18 protein-coding genes are annotated in these 16,659 nt (G+C 68.6%); 8 read left to right on the top strand and 10 right to left on the bottom strand.

Annotated elements, in window-relative coordinates:
• Positions 1–1,836 (top strand): Stk1 family PASTA domain-containing Ser/Thr kinase, encoded by a 1,836-nt coding sequence (pknB, locus tag ACZ5BU_RS25720; protein ID WP_465702877.1) that lies wholly within the window; start codon positions 1–3, stop codon positions 1,834–1,836.
• Positions 1,837–1,894: 58 nt separating this feature from the next.
• Here pknB and ACZ5BU_RS25715 read toward each other — a convergent pair whose 3' ends face one another.
• Together ACZ5BU_RS25715 and ACZ5BU_RS25710 are read right to left on the bottom strand one after the other, a co-directional pair.
• The gene (locus tag ACZ5BU_RS25715) at positions 1,895–2,512 is read right to left on the bottom strand and encodes an aminodeoxychorismate/anthranilate synthase component II (RefSeq protein ID WP_465702875.1); all 618 of its coding nucleotides are present in this window, start codon (positions 2,510–2,512) and stop codon (positions 1,895–1,897) included.
• Between the two features lie 17 nt (positions 2,513–2,529).
• The gene (locus ACZ5BU_RS25710) at positions 2,530–3,300 is read right to left on the bottom strand and encodes a DUF881 domain-containing protein (protein ID WP_465702873.1); all 771 of its coding nucleotides are present in this window, start codon (positions 3,298–3,300) and stop codon (positions 2,530–2,532) included.
• Between the two features lie 87 nt (positions 3,301–3,387).
• Between ACZ5BU_RS25710 and ACZ5BU_RS25705 the strand changes: the two genes are divergently transcribed.
• A complete protein-coding gene (locus ACZ5BU_RS25705) occupies positions 3,388–3,648 on the top strand; it encodes a cell division protein CrgA (RefSeq protein WP_465702871.1) in 261 nt (86 codons plus the stop codon).
• A 220-nt stretch (positions 3,649–3,868) separates the two neighbouring features.
• Here ACZ5BU_RS25705 and ACZ5BU_RS25700 read toward each other — a convergent pair whose 3' ends face one another.
• Positions 3,869–4,315 carry an Lrp/AsnC family transcriptional regulator gene (locus ACZ5BU_RS25700; protein ID WP_465702870.1) on the bottom strand — a complete coding sequence of 149 codons (447 nt, stop codon included), beginning with the start codon at positions 4,313–4,315 and terminating at the stop codon, positions 3,869–3,871.
• Between the two features lie 81 nt (positions 4,316–4,396).
• On the opposite strand from ACZ5BU_RS25700, the gene ACZ5BU_RS25695 reads away from it, so the two are divergent.
• The 5 genes from ACZ5BU_RS25695 to ACZ5BU_RS25675 all read left to right on the top strand — a co-directional run bounded on the left by ACZ5BU_RS25695 (position 4,397) and on the right by ACZ5BU_RS25675 (position 8,164).
• On the top strand, positions 4,397–5,005 hold the full coding sequence (locus ACZ5BU_RS25695) for a hypothetical protein (protein WP_465702869.1): 609 nt from the start codon (positions 4,397–4,399) through the stop codon (positions 5,003–5,005).
• Between the two features lie 45 nt (positions 5,006–5,050).
• Positions 5,051–5,662, top strand: a complete 612-nt coding sequence (locus ACZ5BU_RS25690; protein ID WP_465702867.1) for a hypothetical protein — start codon at positions 5,051–5,053, stop codon at positions 5,660–5,662.
• A 123-nt stretch (positions 5,663–5,785) separates the two neighbouring features.
• Positions 5,786–6,310, top strand: a complete 525-nt coding sequence (locus tag ACZ5BU_RS25685; RefSeq protein ID WP_465702865.1) for an EXLDI protein — start codon at positions 5,786–5,788, stop codon at positions 6,308–6,310.
• Positions 6,311–6,440: 130 nt separating this feature from the next.
• On the top strand, positions 6,441–7,382 hold the full coding sequence (locus ACZ5BU_RS25680; protein ID WP_465702863.1) for an ATP-binding cassette domain-containing protein: 942 nt from the start codon (positions 6,441–6,443) through the stop codon (positions 7,380–7,382).
• Entirely contained in the window at positions 7,379–8,164 is a 786-nt protein-coding gene (locus ACZ5BU_RS25675) for an ABC transporter permease (protein ID WP_465702861.1), read from the top strand. The genes ACZ5BU_RS25680 and ACZ5BU_RS25675 overlap by 4 nt, the downstream gene beginning before the upstream one ends.
• On the opposite strand, the gene ACZ5BU_RS25670 is transcribed toward ACZ5BU_RS25675, so the two are convergent.
• The 3 genes from ACZ5BU_RS25670 to sigJ all read right to left on the bottom strand — a co-directional run bounded on the left by ACZ5BU_RS25670 (position 8,161) and on the right by sigJ (position 11,088).
• Positions 8,161–8,835 carry a pyridoxamine 5'-phosphate oxidase family protein gene (locus ACZ5BU_RS25670; protein WP_465702860.1) on the bottom strand — a complete coding sequence of 225 codons (675 nt, stop codon included), beginning with the start codon at positions 8,833–8,835 and terminating at the stop codon, positions 8,161–8,163. The genes ACZ5BU_RS25675 and ACZ5BU_RS25670 overlap by 4 nt on opposite strands.
• Before the next feature lie 53 nt (positions 8,836–8,888).
• Entirely contained in the window at positions 8,889–10,061 is a 1,173-nt protein-coding gene (locus ACZ5BU_RS25665) for an NAD(P)/FAD-dependent oxidoreductase (RefSeq protein ID WP_465702858.1), read from the bottom strand.
• A gap of 82 nt (positions 10,062–10,143) precedes the next feature.
• The gene (gene sigJ / locus ACZ5BU_RS25660) at positions 10,144–11,088 is read right to left on the bottom strand and encodes an RNA polymerase sigma factor SigJ (RefSeq protein WP_465702856.1); all 945 of its coding nucleotides are present in this window, start codon (positions 11,086–11,088) and stop codon (positions 10,144–10,146) included.
• A gap of 182 nt (positions 11,089–11,270) precedes the next feature.
• On the opposite strand from sigJ, the gene pdxR reads away from it, so the two are divergent.
• A complete protein-coding gene (pdxR, locus tag ACZ5BU_RS25655; RefSeq protein WP_465702854.1) occupies positions 11,271–12,638 on the top strand; it encodes a MocR-like pyridoxine biosynthesis transcription factor PdxR in 1,368 nt (455 codons plus the stop codon).
• Positions 12,639–12,651: 13 nt separating this feature from the next.
• On the opposite strand, the gene ACZ5BU_RS25650 is transcribed toward pdxR, so the two are convergent.
• From ACZ5BU_RS25650 to ACZ5BU_RS25635, 4 genes are all read right to left on the bottom strand, one after another.
• Positions 12,652–13,026 (bottom strand): helix-turn-helix domain-containing protein, encoded by a 375-nt coding sequence (locus ACZ5BU_RS25650; RefSeq protein WP_465702852.1) that lies wholly within the window; start codon positions 13,024–13,026, stop codon positions 12,652–12,654.
• Positions 13,026–13,427 carry a hypothetical protein gene (locus ACZ5BU_RS25645; RefSeq protein WP_465702850.1) on the bottom strand — a complete coding sequence of 134 codons (402 nt, stop codon included), beginning with the start codon at positions 13,425–13,427 and terminating at the stop codon, positions 13,026–13,028. The genes ACZ5BU_RS25650 and ACZ5BU_RS25645 overlap by 1 nt, the downstream gene beginning before the upstream one ends.
• Positions 13,428–13,543: 116 nt before the next feature.
• Positions 13,544–14,434 (bottom strand): glycoside hydrolase family 43 protein, encoded by an 891-nt coding sequence (locus ACZ5BU_RS25640; protein WP_465702848.1) that lies wholly within the window; start codon positions 14,432–14,434, stop codon positions 13,544–13,546.
• Positions 14,431–16,644, bottom strand: a complete 2,214-nt coding sequence (locus ACZ5BU_RS25635) for a family 43 glycosylhydrolase (protein WP_465702846.1) — start codon at positions 16,642–16,644, stop codon at positions 14,431–14,433. Before ACZ5BU_RS25635 ends, ACZ5BU_RS25640 begins: the two co-directional genes overlap by 4 nt.
• Positions 16,645–16,659 lie beyond the last annotated feature (15 nt).

Genomic DNA, 16,659 nt, shown 5'->3' with positions numbered 1-16,659 from the left:
ATGACATCGCAGGCACGTCTCGTCGGCGGCCGGTACGAAGAAGGCGAACCGCTCGGCCGCGGCGGCATGGCGGAGGTCCGCAGGGGCGTCGACAACCGGCTCGGCCGGAGCGTCGCGATCAAGCGGCTGCGGGTGGACCTGGCCAGCGATGCCACCTTCCAGGCCCGGTTCCGCCGCGAGGCCCAGTCGGCCGCGTCGCTGAACCACCCGACGATCGTCTCGGTCTACGACACCGGTGAGGAGCCGGACCCGAACGGCTCCGGCGTCACCATCCCGTACATCGTGATGGAGCTCGTCACCGGCAAGACGCTGCGTGACCTGATCCGAGAGGGCCGCAAGATCATGCCGGAGCGGGCGCTGGAGATCACCTCCGGCGTGCTCGAGGCGCTCGACTACAGCCACCGGGCCGGGATCGTGCACCGCGACATCAAGCCCGGGAACGTGATGCTGACCCCGCAGGGCCAGGTCAAGGTGATGGACTTCGGTATCGCCCGCGCGGTCGCCGACACGTCCTCCACGATGACCCAGACCGCGGCCGTGATCGGTACGGCGCAGTACCTGTCGCCGGAGCAGGCGCGCGGCGAGACCGTGGACGCCCGCTCCGACCTGTACTCCACCGGCTGCCTGCTGTACGAACTGCTCACCGGCCGGCCGCCGTTCGTCGGCGAGTCGCCGGTCTCGGTGGCGTACCAGCACGTCCGGGAACAGCCGCTGCCGCCGTCGTCGTTCGACCCGGAGATCCCGCCGGAGGTCGACGCCGTCGTCCTCAAGGCGCTGGCGAAGAACCGCGAGGAGCGGTACCAGAGCGCGTCCGAGATGCGCGCCGACATCCACCGCGTGCTCGCCGGCCAGCAGGTGACCGCACCGATGGCCGCGGTCGCGGAGACCCGGGCGATGCAGCCGACCGCGGTCGCGCCGGCCGCCGCCACCCAGCAGTTCCGGCAGACCGGTGGGAACGACCTGCTCCCGCCGGGTGGTGACGACCTCGACGAGGAGCCCGACGACCGCTCCCGGCGGAACCGCGGCCTGGCGTACTTCCTGCTCGGGCTCGCGATCGTCGCGGTCGCCATCGGTGCGTACGCGCTGTTCTCGAAGCTGAACAACGACAACAACGCCGGCGGTCCGACCACGTCGAACACGCCCTCGAAGGTCAGCGTGCCCGACGTCCGGAACAAGTCCGTACCGGACGCGACCACGTTGCTGACCGCGCAGGGGCTGACCATCCAGACCACGTCGGAGAAGAGCGACACCATCGGCAAGGGCCTGATCATCCGCCAGACCCCGGACGGCGGCACCCAGGCGGACAAGGGCTCGACGGTCACCGTGGTCGTGTCCGCAGGCCAGAGCGCGTACGGCGTACCGGACGTGATCGGGATGACCGAGTCCAAGGCGCGCAAGGCGATCGAGAACGCCAAAGGCCAGTTCACCGTCAAGGACAAGGCGATCGAGGCGGACAGCGACCAGAAGAAGGGCACCGTGATCGCGGTGAGCCCCGACCCGGGCGGCACCTACCCGCCGGGCACCGAGTTCACCCTGACGGTGTCGAGCGGCGTGGTGAACGTCGATGTACCGAACGTCGTCACCCAGATCGCCGACGACGCGACCAAGACGCTTACCGACGCGGGCTTCCGGGTCGGCTACGCGTCGGTCGACGACCCGAACGCACCGGACGGTACGGTCGTCAAGCAGAGCGTGCAGGCCGGGACCAAGGCGCCGAAGGGCACGCTGATCACGCTGACCGTGAACAACCACCAGGACCAGACGTCGCCGCCGCCGTCCTCGCCGACGCCGGGGGACGGCCCGTCCACCCCGGTCATCACGATCCCGGCCGGCTGACCCCGAACAGACAGAACCCCTCGAGACGATCGGTCTCGAGGGGTTCTTCGGTTTCAGGTCAGCTGACGACCGGCGCCAGGCCGGCCGACTTGGCGACCGCGTCCGGGTCGCCGCAGAGCGTCAGCCAGTTCGCGAGCATCCGGTGACCGCCCTCGGTGAGCACGGACTCCGGGTGGAACTGCACCCCCTCGACCGCGAGCTCGCGGTGCCGGGCGGCCATGATCACACCGGCCTCCGTGCGCGCGGTCACCTCCAGCACGTCCGGGACACTGTCCTGCGCGATCGCGAGCGAGTGGTACCGGGTCGCGGTGAACGGCGACGGGAGGCCGGAGAGAACGCCGGCGCCCTGGTGGAACACCTGGCTGGTCTTGCCGTGCAGTAGCTCGTCGGCGCGGCCGACGACCCCGCCGTACGCGACGCCGATCGCCTGGAGCCCGAGGCAGACCCCGAAGATCGGGACCTTGCCGCCCGCTTCCTTGACGATGTCGACGCACGCGCCGGCTTCTTCCGGCGTACCGGGGCCGGGGGAGAGCAGCACCCCGTCGTACTCCTCAGCCTGCCAGGGGGTCACTTCGTCGTTGCGCAGAACGGTGGTGTCGGCCTGCAGTTGCTGCAGGTACTGCACCAGGTTGTAGACGAAGGAGTCGTAGTTGTCGACGACGAGGATCCGCGGCATGCGGTCCATTGTGACAGCTATCTGCCGGTGACGGACGGGCTGACCGACGGAGTGTGGGGGAAGCCAGGGACGGTCGCGGTCTGCAGGTCGAGGGTGCCTTCGTACGCCGGCATCTGGATCGAGGACTCGTTCTTCACGTCGTACCCGAGCTGGAACTTCACGACGTAGTCCTGCAGGTTCTGGATGTACTGCGAGTCGTCGAGCGCCTTCTGCAGCTTCCGCCGGTCGCCGATCGCGGTGATCTGGTACGGCGGGAGGTACGGAACGCCGTGCAGGACGACGGAGTTGCCGACGCACTTGACCCCGGTCGTCGAGATGACCCGCTGGTTCTGGATCGTCATCGCCTCGGCGCCGCCGGCCCAGAGCGCGTTCACCACGGCCTGGATGTCCTGCTGGTGGATGACCAGCCAGTTCTCGTCGACGTCCGGGTTCTCCTTCACCACCTCGGAGGGCGCGTCCCGGAGCGTCACGGTCAGGCCGGGACCGGCGACCGGCCGGGTGCCGACCTGCTCGGACAGGTCCTCGAACTGCTTGGCCAGCGCCGGGTCGATCGATCCCTGCTGGGCCTGCAGCGCCTCGATGTCATGGGTCAGCGCCGCGTGCTGCTTGACCAGGCTGGCGCTGCGCCGACTCTGTTCCTCGACGAGGCCCGCGAGCGTAGTGTTACGGCTGGGTCGCAGGTCGGTACCCCGGGCGTTGGTGGCGCTGGTCGCGAACAGCAGACCGGCGCACAACAGCGCCACTGGTGCGCTCGCGCGCCACAACGAAATCCGCTTGAACCTACGCACCCGTGATCTCCATATTGCCGTCTGCACTACGCTAACCCGGACCGAACGTCAGCGGTCAGCTTATGCGTCCTTACAAGGAGTTCAGTCGTGCCCGAGTCGAGCAGTCGCAACAAGAAGAAGACCGAGAAGGTCAAGGCGGAGAAGACGCCGAAGAAGCCACGTACCCAGTCCCGCGCCTGGGTCGCGCCGCTGATGCTGGCGTGCTGGCTGCTCGGCCTCGCCTGGCTGGTCGTCTTCTACGTGGCCGGCCAGGACGTTCCGGTGATGAAGGACCTCGGCAACTGGAACCTGCTGATCGGCATGGGCCTGATCGCCGTCGGCTTCGTCGTCTCGACCCAGTGGGTCTGACCGCTCACACCTGACTCATTGACCTCGACCGGGCCCACGGGCGTCCCGGTCGAGGTCTTTCTGTACCTCCTGCCGGATCCCTGCGGAGTTATCCACACCCGTATCCCCAGATGTGCACACCGATTGCGGTGAGTTATCCCCAGCACGAGCCACACTTCTCCACTGGAATCGGCTCAAATCTGTGGATAAGTCGGGTTTGAGGCAGCAGTTTCCACACCGTTCACGTGGGAAGCGGCCGGTTGTCCACGACTTTCTTCATCACGATCGTGGACGTCAACCGCTGTACGCCGGGCAGTCGCGCCAGCCGCTCGTCGCGCAGTTTCTGGAAGGCAGCGATATCCACGGTCGCGACCCTGACGAAGTAGTCCGGCTCCCCGAACAGCCGCTCGGCGTGCACGACCTCGGGGATCTCCGCGAGCCCGGACTCGAACCCGGCGACCGACTCCTCCCGGTCCATCGTCACTGCCAGCAGCACCTCGAACCCGCGATTGACCGCGGCCGGATCGATGACGGCGCGATATCCACTGATCACCCCGGACCGCTCGAGCTCCCGCAGCCGGCGATGGCACGGCGCCGCGCTGAGCCCGATTCGCTGGGCCAGTTCGGTCACGGTCAACCGGCCCTCGACCTGCAGCACCGCAAGGATCTGCCGATCAATCGCATCCATGCCACAGATCCTATCTGAGCAGCACCCTGTAGAGCATGAATTAGCAAGATTCTCTGGCCGAATCAGCAGTAATCTTGCGCCATGCTCGATCTCCTGCCCGTCGCCGCCGCCTGCTTCGGTGTCCCGCAGTACCTGCCGCAGATCCTCAAGCTCCGCCGGACCGGCGACACCGCCGGCGTCTCGTGGTCCTGGGCAACCCTGACGAGCATCAACAACGCCGCCTGGTTCGGCTACTTCATGGCGTCGGGCTACTGGACCGCGAGTCTGCCCTCCACCGCGGCCTCCGCCCTGGCCGGCACCGTCGCCGTCCTCCTGGTACGGCGGGGCGCGGTCAATCGTCGTGCGATCGGGTGGATCGGCGCCTGGGCGGGCCTGCTCGCACTCGCCGCCGCGATCGGTGGCCGGGTCGGCCTCGGCACCCTGCTCGCCGCCGCCTCGATCGTCCAGGTGACACCTTCGCTGTGGACGGCGTACCGCACCGCCCGCCCGACCGGGATCTCGGCCGCCACCTGGGCTCTCGTCCTCGGCGAGCTCTCCTGCTGGCTCACCTTCGGCCTGTGGAAAACCGATCCGCGCCTGATCACGCTCGGCGCCACGGGCGTCCTCGCCGCCCTCCTGATGCTCAACCGCGCCCGGCAGGCGCGTCGGATGCCGGGCCGGACCATCGACCCGGTGAGCTCACCGGCGTAGCGTCGAGATGCCAACTACGGCCTGCGAGACGGGGAGGGTCTCACCATGTTCGTTCAGGTCATTCAGGGGCAGGTCACCGATACGGAACAGGCACACGCCGCGATGGATCGGTGGATGGAAGAACTGGCGCCCGAGGCGTCCGGCTGGCTGGGGACCACGGCCGGGGTCACCGAGGACGGACGGTTCATCGCACTGGCGCGCTTCGACTCCGCCGACGTCGCGCGGCGGAACAGCGACTCGCCGGCGCAGGACAAGTGGTGGCACGAGTTCTCGTCGCTGCTCAGCGACGGCCGAGCCACCTTCCACGACACCGAGGACGTGGTGCTGGATGTGCACGGGAACCCGGACTCGGCCGGTTTCGTGCAGGTCATGCAAGGCGCGGGCAGCAATCCGGAGCGTGCACGTGAAGTGATGGGGCAGCACCGCGACGAATGGGCCGCGTTCCGGCCCGAGATCCTCGGCAGCGAGGTCGCCATGTACGACGGCGGCGACTACACGATGGCGATGTACTTCACCACCGAGGCCGAGGCCCGTGAAGGGGAGCAGAAGGTGATCCCGCCGGAGCTGCAGGCGGACATGGACGAGATGAACGCCCTCGCCTCCGGACCGCCGGACTTCTACGACCTGAAGCACCCCTGGCTGTACTCACCGAGCTGAGACACCGGCCACCTCGGGCGGGCCGGGACGGACCACCGTCCCGGCCCGCCCGCTTCTACGTACAAATATACGTAGACATCTGCGTACCCTTCTGCGTATAGTTCTACGTAGGAGGAGACAGCGATGCCCAACAAGACGATCTACGTGTCCGACGACGACCTGCCGCTGTACAAGCGCGCCCAGGAGATCGCCGGAAACCTGTCCTCGGCGATCTCGATCGCGCTGCGGAAGTACGTCGAGATGGAGGAGGGCCGGCTCGAGGGGTACGACGAGATCACCGTGCGGGTGGGCCGGGGCGCCGGCCGCAAGCAACGGTTCTCCGGCGTGCTGCTCGCCGAAGGTGGCCGTTCCAGCAGCACCGGGTACGAGGCGTTCCAGGTGTACCGGAGCCGTACCGGCAAGTTCGTCCTGCACGCCGACCGCCGGAACCAGTTCAAGCAAGGCTCCGACGACGAGCGATACCTGACCGGCTGGCGTTCCTGGATCGGCAACTGGAGTTCCGACCAGTCCTGGAGCATGGCGCAGGGCGAGGCCACCCTGTACGTCGTCGACACGATCGAGGAGCTCCGCGCACTGATTCCCGAAGACCTCTACGAACTCGTCGAGGAAGCCGCCGAGCAGCCGGCGGTCGAGGACCTCGACATCTAACTGAACGCGGACCACCGGACGCCCCCAGCTGAGCGCCCGGCCGGTCAGGCACGCCCGAATCCTCCCCGGCACGACCCGTCAAGCCACCCGGGTCAGGTTCGCCCTGCCCGAAAACACCCAAGGACGACTCATGTCACCAGCGATCGACGTCCGCGGACTGCGCAAGTCCTACGGCGAGAAACTCGTGCTCGACGGCATCGACCTGAACGTTGCCGAAGGCACCATCTTTTCCCTGCTCGGCCCGAACGGCGCCGGCAAGACCACGGTGGTCCGGATCCTGTCCACGCTGACCGCCGCCGACGCCAGCGAGATCCGCGTGGCCGGCCACGACCTGCGGCAGGATCCGGAAGCGGTCCGCGCCGCGATCGGCGTCACCGGCCAGTTCTCCGCGGTCGACGGCCTGATGACCGGCCGGGAGAACCTGATCCTGATGGCCGACCTGTACCACCTCGGCAAGCAGGAGGCCCGCCGCAGGGCGGACGAGCTGCTCGAACAGTTCGACCTTACCGAGGCAGGCAAGAAGCTCGCGATGACGTACTCCGGCGGGATGAAGCGCCGGCTCGACCTCGCGATGACGCTGGTCGGCCGGCCGCGGATCATCTTCCTGGACGAGCCGACCACAGGCCTCGACCCGCGCAGCGGGCACAGCATGTGGACGATGATCCGCGACCTGGTCGCCGGCGGCGTCACCGTGCTGCTCACCACGCAGTACCTCGAAGAGGCCGACCAGCTGGCCGACCGGATCGCGGTCCTCGACCACGGCCGGCTCGTCGCCCAAGGTACGGCCGAAGAGCTGAAGCGGCTCGCCCCGGGCGGCCACATCCAGCTCCGGTTCACCTCGCCCGAGGCGTTCACACTCGCGGGTCAGGTGCTGCCGACCGCCGTACCGAACCACGAAGCCCTGGTGCTGCAGGTGCCGAACGACGGCAGCGTGCACGCATTGCGCGACCTGCTGGCCCGGATCGACGACGCCTCGCTCGAGGTCGGCGAACTGACTGTCCACACCCCTGACCTCGACGACGTGTTCTTCGCCGTCACCGGTCAGCCCACCGAGAAGGTGACCGCACGATGAGCTACGCAATCCAGGACACGTCCACGATGCTCCGCCGCACCCTGCGGCACGCCCAGCGGTACCCGGGCCTGTCCCTCGGCGCCCTCGGGATGCCGGTGATCATGATCCTGCTGTTCGGCCTGGTCTTCGGCGACACGTTCGCGAACGGCCTCGGAGGAGGCGGCGGGCGGGGAGAGTACATCAACTTCCTCACCCCGGGGATCCTGCTGATGTCGATCGCGTCCGGGACGATGTCGCCCGCGGTCGCCGTCTGCATGGACATGACCGAGGGAATCGTCGCCCGGTTCCGGACGATGGCGATCTTCCGGCCCGCCGTACTCACCGGGCACGTGCTCGGCAACGTACTCCTGACGATCGTCAGCCTGGCGCTCGTGGTCGGGTTCGCGATCCTGATCGGGTTCCGCCCGGACGCTTCGGTCGGCGAGTGGCTGCTGGCGAGCCTGCTGCTGATCGCGCTGACGGTCGGCCTGACCTGGTTCGCGATCGCGCTCGGGCTGACCAGTAAGACGCCGGAGGGCGCGAGCAACGTCGTACTGCCGATCAGCCTGTTGCTGCCGTTCCTGAGCAACACGTTCATCCCGTTGGACGCGATGCCGAGCGGCATCCGCTGGTTCGCCCGGTACCAGCCGTTCACCCCGATCATCGACACCCTGCGGCACCTGCTGCTGGGTACGCCGATGGACAACGGCAACGGCTGGCTCGCAGCAGCGTGGTGTGTAGCGATCGCGATCGTCGGCTACTTCTGGGCCCAGAAGAACTACAACAAGGGGACTGTGGCTTAGGACGGTGCGCCCAGCAGGTTGGCCCGGGCCCGAACGTGGGCCGGTACCAAGAGGTCGCAGTCGGGGTTGTTCTCCGGTTCGCCGGCGACGACGCGGAGTGGGATGACGCCGGTCCAGTACGGCAGGTCCAGGTCCTCCTCGTCGTCGTTGGCGGCGCCCGAGCGGGTCTTCACCGAGGCCTCGGTCAGCGAGAGGGCGAGTACGGACGTCTTCGCCAGCTCCTTGCGGTTCGGCGGGCGTACCGCGCTCGACCGCCCCGGCACCAGGTGGTCGACGATCCGGTTGAGGGCGTGCAGCTTCTCGTCCGGGTCGGTGACGAGGCGCGGTACGCCGAAGATCACCGCGGACCGGTAGTTCACCGAGTGGTGGAACGCGGACCGCGCGAGTACCAGCCCGTCGGCGTGCGTGATCGTGACACAGACGGTCTGCTGCGGCGAGGCGACCATGCTCCGCGCCGCGACCGAGCCGTGCAGGTAGAGCGTCCCGTCCTCCCCACGCTCGAGGTCCACGCCGTACGCCGTCGGTAGGACGACCGGATCGCCGTCGACGACCACGCCGAGGTGGCAGAACATGCCGTCGAGCAAGACGTCGTACAGGGCCTGACGGTCGGTGGCGGCGCGTTCCTTCGAGCGGCGGAGGGACGTCCGGGCAGTCGGCTGCAGTGTCGTCATACCTCTAGGCTCCGCGCGCAGTGGCCTGGCCGCACGGGCCATTGCGGTACGAATCAGCTAGTCCATTCGTGCAGCAGCACGGCCGGCCGGATCACGTGGCGGCGCCGGACGGGCAGGCCGAACGTCGGGTTCGCGGCACCCCACGCGGCGCCCTTGCAGATCGTCTCCTTGTAGACGGCGGCGACGCGGCCGGTGAGGGTGGCGTTGACGGCCCGGTCGTCGCTGGTCACGTACTGGATCAGCCCGTCCTTGCGGCCCAGCGAGATGCACTGGTTGAAGTACGCCAGCGGCGCGTGCGGGAACTTGCCACCGGTCAGCCGGGCCGCGATCGAGTCGGCCGCCTGCCACGCCATCGGCTGACCCGAGGCGCAGGACATCCGCAGCGGCTTGTTCTTCGAGCCCATCGCGTACGCGGCGTCGCCGACCGCGTACACGTCCGGATGCGAGACGGACCGCATCGTCTCGTCGACCACGATCCGCCCGGTGTCGCTGACCTCGAGCGAGGTCGCCTGCACGATGGGATGTACGGCGAACCCTGCCGTCCAGACCGTGACCGCGGCCGGGATGACGCCACCGTCGGTCGTCACCTGATCCGCGTCGACGCTGGTGACCCCGGCGTTCTCGTGGACGGTGATGCCCAGCCGGTCGAACACCTTCCGCAGGTGCCGCTGCCCACCGCCCGACAGCCAGTCGCCGAGTGTGCCGCGGACAACCAGCGCGACGTCGAGGTCGGGCCGCGACTCGGCCAGTTCGGTCACGAACTCCACGCCGGTCAGGCCGCCCCCGACCACGACCACCGTCCGACCGGCCGTCGGCGTGGCCAGCTTCTCGCGAAGCCGGAGTGCGCCCGGGCGGCTCGCGATCTGGTACGCGTGCTCTGTCGCGCCCGGGACGCCCTGCGAGTTCCAGCCGCTGCCGAGCGCGTAGACGAGCGTGTCGTACTCAAGCTCCTCGGATTCGAGCGCGACCGTCTTGCGATCGACGTCGACCCCGGTGACCGTCGCGAGCTTCAGCTCGACGCCGGTGCCGGCGAACATCTCGGCGTACGGGCGCGGCTTGAGGTCCCGGCCGGTGGCCAGCTCGTGCATCCGGACCCGTTCGACGAAATCGGGTTCGGCGTTGACCAGCGTGATGGCGACCTCGTCGCGGTACAGCCGGGCGGCGAGGCGGCCGGCGGCGACGGCTCCGGCATACCCGGCGCCGAGGACGACGATTCGGTGCTTCATATTCAGGCTCCTGTCTGCTGCGTTGTCGCCCCTTGAACCGGGCAGCCCGCGGATTCATGACAGGTTCTTGGTGTGAAGCAGCTCACAGGATGGACAGGAGCGGCTCTCCGTGGTCGGCGGCGGCGAACAGTTCGGTCGCGCGGACCAGCTTGTCCGGGTTCGCCTGGGTGCGGACCGACGTGATGCCGTCGGCGGTGACCTCGAGGCACATGGTGCCGATGACCTCGCCGTTCACCAGCACCACGAGCGCGGGCTCGCCGTTCACGGGCCAGGCGTAGACGTCCGCCTGTCCGCCGACGTACAGACGCTTCGCCTCGCTGGGCTTGAACAGGCCGCGGAGGAAGCGGGCGACCGCGAGCGCGCCCTCGATCGCGCTGGTCCGGGCCGGGACCTTGCCGCCGCCGTCACCGATCGAGACCGCGTCGGCGGTCAGCAGCCGCACGATCGAGTCGGTCCGCCCGCTGGTCGCGGCGGCGATGAACTCGTCGACGATCTGCCGGGCGACGGCCGCATCGACCTCGGCCCGGGCGCGGCCTTCGGCCAGGTGCTGCTTCGCACGGCGGAACAACTGCTGGCTGCCCGACTCGGTCAGCTCGAGGATCTCGGCGATCTCGCGGTGCGGGTAGTCGAACGCCTCCCGCAGTACGTAGACGGCGCGCTCGTTCGGCGAGAGGCGCTCCATCAGCGTCATGACGGCGTACGACACCGACTCCCGCTGTTCGGCGGTGTCCGCCGGGCCGAGCATCGGGTCGCCGTCGAGCAGCGGTTCGGGCAGCCACTGGCCGACGTACGTCTCCCGGCGCGCGCGTGCGGACGTCAACTGGTTGAGGCACAGGTTGGTCAGCACCTTCGTCAGCCAGGCCTCGGGTACGTCGATCCGCTTGACCTCGGCGGCCTGCCAGCGCAGGAACGTCTCCTGGACAGCGTCCTCGGCCTCGCTCGCCGACCCGAGCAGCCGGTAGGCGATGGCCTCCAGCCGGCGCCTGGACCCCTCGAAGCGAGACACGTCCTCCGCGGTCAGGGCCATGCTGGGATCCTAGTGTCCCGTGCGCGATGTAGCTTGAGCGATAGCGGTGTTCAGGTGCGTGCATCGGGGTGCTTGGTCGGTGGCCTCGATGCGGAGCATCGTGGGCGCTGGGCAAGTGCCGCGAGGTGCGTGCCTGGGCGCCGCTAGCGCCAAGTTACATCGCGCACGGGACACTGGTAGGCGTGCAGAGTTCGCTGCCGCTGACGATCGACCGGGACTCCGGGGTGCCGTTGCACCTCCAGCTGGCCGAGCAGTTCCGCGCGGCCGTGCTGGACGGGCGACTGCAGGCCGGGCATCGGCTGCCGTCGACGCGGGACCTCGCGCGGGAGCTGTCGGTGTCGCGCTCGGTGACGCAGGCGGCGTACGACCAGTTGCACGCGGAGGGGTGGATCGAGGGGCGTACCGGCGCTGGCACCTTCGTCACGGACGTCGGACCACTGCAACCCGCCGTACGGCGTACTCAAACACCACAGCCCGACCCGGACCCGAAGCTCCTCACGCTGCGCCCTGGGATCCCGTTCATCGCGCCGACGCCCGACCCCGGCTGGCGGCGCGCGTGGCGCGAGGTGTCGACGCAGTCGCCGCCGCGTGGGTACGACGAGGCCGGCGGGCTGCCCGCGCTCCGCGCCGCGCTGGCGGACCATGTCGCCCGGGTCCGCGGAATCGCGTGCGGGCCGGAGAACGTACTGGTCACGAACGGGACCGTGCACGGGTTGCGGCTGCTCCTCACGGTCACGCGCGAGCCGGGCGACCGGATCGCGATCGAGGACCCCGGGTACCTGAACGCGGTCGCCGCCGCCCGCGACCACCGGCTCCAGATCGTCGACGTCCCGGTCGACGAGGACGGCCTGCAGGTCGGCGCACTGCCCGACGACGCGGCCGCCGTCTACGTCACGCCATCACACCAGTACCCGCTCGGCGGCCGGCTACCTGTTGCCCGACGCAACGAACTGGTCCGCTGGGCGCGGCGCACCGGCAGCCTGCTGATCGAGGACGACTACGACAGCGAGTTCCGGTACGACGTCGCGCCGCTGCCCGCACTCGCACAGCTCGACCTGGACCGGGTCGTCCACCTCGGTACGCTCTCGAAGACCCTCAGCCCCGCCCTCCGCCTCGGCTGGCTGGTCGCCTCCGAACCGATGGTGGACCGGCTCGCCACCTTCCGCGCCAACTCCGGCGACTGGCCCGCCTGGCCGATGCAGGCCGCCCTCCTCGCCATGCTCCACGACGGCTACCTGGACCGAGCCGTCCGTCGCGGCCGCCGACTCTACGCGGAACGCCGTACCCACACGGTCGACGTACTGTCCCCCTACGGCCAGGTGATCGGCCAGGACGCCGGCCTGCACATCACCCTGCTGCTCCCCGACAACATCGACGACCGCAAACTAGCCGCCGCCGCCCGAGAGGCAGGCGTCGTCGTCGCCCCCCTCTCCGAGTACCGCCGCACCGTCCCAGGCCCCCCAGGCCTGGTAATCGGCTACGCAACCCCGACAACCACCGACCTCCACCAAGCCCTGACAACCCTCACCAAGGTCCTCACCCACCACTGATCGGGTCGACCGGTTACGCCGACCGCGGCGCCCGGAACTGGTCGAGGTCCAACTCGACCTCGATTCCGTTCAGAACCGCGACGATGCGCGGATGCTCCGCCCCGGTCGCGTGCAGGTAGTCCGCCAGCGTCGACAACAGCATGTCGTTGCGGCGCTCGAGCCGCGAGACCACGGCTTGGCCGACACCAAGCTTCTCCGCCACCTCAACCTGGGTGAGGTCGCCGGCCCGGCGAATCATGGCAAGGCTCTCGGCATAGATACGGTCGAGCTCACGTGCCTCTGCCTCGACCTCGGCAACACCGGCTGCAATGTCCGGACGAGCGAGCAGTTCGTCGAGCCGCTTGTTTCCACGCACGAACGTCTTCCGATCCGGCTCCCCGCCGCTCATCAGTGCCCCCTCATCGCTTCTCGTTTCCACTGGTCGATGAGCCCGTCGGCCCGAGTACCGACGGAGTTGTAGAACACGTCGCCGATACGCGCCTTGTCGCCGGCGAACAAGGCGACCACCACGGTGTCGGAGTCCGGCGGGAACCAGCAGATGAGCCGAACCGCGACACCAGGTCGGTACGGGTGCGAAACCCGCCACAGCAGATGACGCCGGGATTGCCGGACCCACCGGAGCGTCGCTGTCTCCGCCTCGCGCGTGGGCGGTTCCTTGAGCTCCTGGAGGTGTTTGAGTGCAGCGGTGACCAGGATGAGGATCTGCTTCGCATGCGCCTCTCCCTTCTCGACCCGCTGCTCAAGGTCGTCGAGCCAAGCACCGAAGTCCGCGGGCCAGTCGATCTGCACCGCGCAACTATGACATCAGATGCATATGACCTCAAAATCATATCGGCGGTCTCGGTGACCCACAATCGCCGTTCCAGAACCGTTATATCCGCGGGTCAGCCGCTGATCGGGTCTGGTTATGGGTGGAGGGGATTGTTGGCGAGTGGTGGCTGGACTGTTGGGGTGTCGGCGTTCCAGGTCAGGTGGGACAGCCACATGGTGCGGCCCTTGGGGTCGGTGCCGACCTTGGTTGGGTTCCAGGCGTGGTAGACGAACCAGTCGCCGAGGACCATGTTGTGGCCTGGGCCGGCGGCGTCGGGGGAGGTGGACAGGATCGGGGCGCCGGACTTCACGCACGGGCCGGTCGGCGACTCGCACAGTGCATGACCGACGGCGTACGTCGCCTTGTCGAACGCGTTGCCGGAGTAGAAGAGGTGGAACTTGCCGTTGCGTTCCACCATGTACGGCGCCTCGACCAGGTTGCCCTCCCACGGCAGGTCCTGCTTGATCAGCCGATGCGCCCGGCCGACCAGGGTGAGGCCGTCGTCGGACAGTTCGGAGACGTAGATCCACGTATCGACGCCGATCGCATTGCCGTCGTTCTTCCAGTACAGCCAGCGCCGGCCGGTGGAGTCCTGGAACGGGGACGCGTCGATCGACCCGCCCTCGGCCGCCTGACTGATGAGCGGATTCATCGATTTGTCGACATATGGACCTTCGGGTGCGGACGCCACCGCGACGCCGACCGCCTGCCGATCGGCCGCGACGTCGCGGGACGTGTAGTACATGACGTACTGGTCGGGCGCGTGTACCGCGACCTCCGGCGCCCACACCCTGCCCGGCGTCGTCCAACCCGGTAACGACGGCAGCGCGTCACCGACGTGCTTCCACGACACCAGGTCGCCCGACGTCAGCGTCTGCACGTTGCCGAGTGGTCCGTTGGTCGCGAACGCGTAGTACTCGTTGCCTACCGCAATGATCTGCGGATCGGCGAAGCTACCGTCGTACACCGGGTTGGAGAACATCATCTGCTTTCGTAGAAGTTGAGGTAGTCGAACGTCGCCACCGGCGGCGGGTTCGCGCCGGTGAACTCGCCGTGCGCGTAGATGCCGATCTTCGCGGCGGACGGCAGCACCCACGCGGCACCCCAGGTCCAGTTCTTGCCGTCGACCGACGTACCGGCCCGGTACACGTGCTCGCCCGCGGCGTTCTTGTGGTACGCGAGCCGCATCCACATCGTCGGCGCGGATCGCCCGATCGCGGCCGCGCCGTACGACGTGGCGCCGTCGGACGGGCGGGCGACGAGTTCCCGTCCGTACTCCGTCTGGCGGGTCTTCCAGATCGCGACGTTGCCGAGCCGGGCGAAGTCGTCGTCGTTGAGGTACGCGATCATCCCGGCCTGCTGGTAGTTGCGGACGTCGCCCTGACCGGTATCGAGGTGCAGCTTGGTCTCCGCGATCCAGCTGTCGCCAGGCGGCGTGCTGTGGAACAGCAGCCCGGCGTTGTTCGACGAGCCGGTCAGGTCCGCGTTCTCCAACGGCCACGACAACTTGCCGTCGGCAACAGTCGCCTTGGCGTCCGGGCGTACCCAGGACCAGTCGGAGCCGAGCGGCCCGTCGAATTCGTCGCCGGTCAGCAGCTTCCCGGTCTGCGGAACAGCCACCAGCTTCGTGACGGGCTTGGCCACCGAGCGCACAGTCAGGTTGTCCACCTCACCCGATCCAACCCAGCGCACCGGCGCCGCCTTCAGCTCCAACCCTGGTACCGCGAGCTGCGCCTCCCCGTAGACATCTCCCAGACCCGCGTCATTCAGTCGTGCTGTCACAGAGGATCCGAAGACTTGTACGGACAGCTTGTTCCATTGCGTACGGTCGAAGTCAGCCGGCAGGTTCACCGAGGACGTATGTCGGCCGACCGCCAGAGTCAGACGATTGTCCGCGACAGTAGCGACCACCTGATTCCCCAGCACTGTGGTGAAGGAGGTGCCCAGGCGGACGTCGGCTTCGACGCGGAGGGAGCCACCCGGCGCGGCAGCGCGGGTTTGGGCGGCGCCGTTGATGGCAGCATTCGGGCCGCCGAGGGTGTCGCCAGGTTGGCGGGTGGCGCCCAGCAGGCCCGCGGCCGGATCGGTGGAGTCGATGCCGAGCGCGGAGCCGGTCGCCGGCGCGGGGACGGGACCTTCGGACGGGCCGGCGCCGGCGTTGGTGCGCGGCCAGCCGTTGATCCAGTCGATGTTGTCGATCAGCATCGGCCGCCGGTTGACGCCGAACGGGTCGGTCAGCCACGGGGTGTTGCGATCGATCGCGTGGTAGACGATGTGGTCCTGCCCGGCCGCGTCGGTGATGAACGCGTGGTGTCCCGGGCCGATCCACTGGTTGCCGTTCTGCGTGATGACCGTCGTACCGCCGACCCGAGAGTCGGTCAGCGCCGCGCCGTCCGCGTCCAGGAACGGCCCGCGCGGCGAGCGTGACCGGCCGGCGAAGACGGAGTACCCGGTGGTGGGGCCGGCGCAGCAGTTCATCGACGAGCCCATGAAGTAGTACCAGCCGTCGCGGTAGACGACGTACGAGCCCTCGTACCGGTCGCCGATCGTGACCTGTGTGGGCGTGCCGACCGCGTGCATGCCGTCGGCGCTCAGTTCGGTGACGGAGATGCCGCCGTAGAAGCCGCCGTAGTACAGGTACCGCTTGCCGTCGGCGGCGGTCAGCATCGCCGGGTCGATGGTGCCGAGGTACCCACCCGACCCATCGGGGCGCGGCGCGACGACTGGACCGTCACCAGCGGTCCATGGGCCGGCCGGCGTCGGGGCGGTCGCGACACCGATCGCGGGATCGCCACCGGCGTTGACGGTGGTGTCCGTGACGGTGAAGTACATGACGTAGTGGCCGTCGAAGTACCGGATGTCCGGCGCCCAGAAGAACGAGCCGGGCGCGGCCCACGCCGGTTTCGTCTGGTCGTCGAAGACGGTCCCGAGGTACTCCCAGGAGCTGAAGTCCTTCGTCCGCGCCATGTGCATCAGGCCGAACGGGCCGTTGGCGACGAGCGGGTCGGAGGTGGCGTACGCGTACCAGTAGCCGTCGCGGCCCTGGATGATCGACGGGTCGGCGAAGGTGTCGGCTCCGAACGCCGCCGAGACGGGGTTGGTGCTGGTCACCACTGGAGCGGCTGTCGCCGCCGAGGTACCGGCAGCGATCGCAATCACGGCGAACGCTGCGGCGAGTAGTCGTTTCGAAGGCACGGGCGGGTCCCCTCT

Source organism: Kribbella sp. NPDC031520, assembly GCF_055580825.1.
The sequence above is the reverse complement of the archived record's forward strand: the minus strand, read 5'-3'. Positions and strand labels throughout refer to the sequence as shown.

Bases quoted from the DNA above. Each gene is read 5' to 3' on its own strand.
- ACZ5BU_RS25675 (WP_465702861.1), top strand. From the start codon at position 7,379: ATGAGCTACGCAATCCAGGACACGTCCACGATGCTCCGCCGCACCCTG.
- ACZ5BU_RS25665 (WP_465702858.1), bottom strand. From the start codon at position 10,061: ATGAAGCACCGAATCGTCGTCCTCGGCGCCGGGTATGCCGGAGCCGTC.
- ACZ5BU_RS25715 (WP_465702875.1), bottom strand. From the start codon at position 2,512: ATGCCGCGGATCCTCGTCGTCGACAACTACGACTCCTTCGTCTACAAC.
- ACZ5BU_RS25700 (WP_465702870.1), bottom strand. From the start codon at position 4,315: ATGGATGCGATTGATCGGCAGATCCTTGCGGTGCTGCAGGTCGAGGGC.
- pknB (WP_465702877.1), top strand. From the start codon at position 1: ATGACATCGCAGGCACGTCTCGTCGGCGGCCGGTACGAAGAAGGCGAA.
- ACZ5BU_RS25640 (WP_465702848.1), bottom strand. From the start codon at position 14,434: ATGATGTTCTCCAACCCGGTGTACGACGGTAGCTTCGCCGATCCGCAG.
- ACZ5BU_RS25670 (WP_465702860.1), bottom strand. From the start codon at position 8,835: ATGACGACACTGCAGCCGACTGCCCGGACGTCCCTCCGCCGCTCGAAG.
- ACZ5BU_RS25685 (WP_465702865.1), top strand. From the start codon at position 5,786: ATGCCCAACAAGACGATCTACGTGTCCGACGACGACCTGCCGCTGTAC.
- sigJ (WP_465702856.1), bottom strand. From the start codon at position 11,088: ATGGCCCTGACCGCGGAGGACGTGTCTCGCTTCGAGGGGTCCAGGCGC.
- ACZ5BU_RS25690 (WP_465702867.1), top strand. From the start codon at position 5,051: ATGTTCGTTCAGGTCATTCAGGGGCAGGTCACCGATACGGAACAGGCA.
- ACZ5BU_RS25650 (WP_465702852.1), bottom strand. From the start codon at position 13,026: ATGAGCGGCGGGGAGCCGGATCGGAAGACGTTCGTGCGTGGAAACAAG.
- ACZ5BU_RS25695 (WP_465702869.1), top strand. From the start codon at position 4,397: ATGCTCGATCTCCTGCCCGTCGCCGCCGCCTGCTTCGGTGTCCCGCAG.
- ACZ5BU_RS25680 (WP_465702863.1), top strand. From the start codon at position 6,441: ATGTCACCAGCGATCGACGTCCGCGGACTGCGCAAGTCCTACGGCGAG.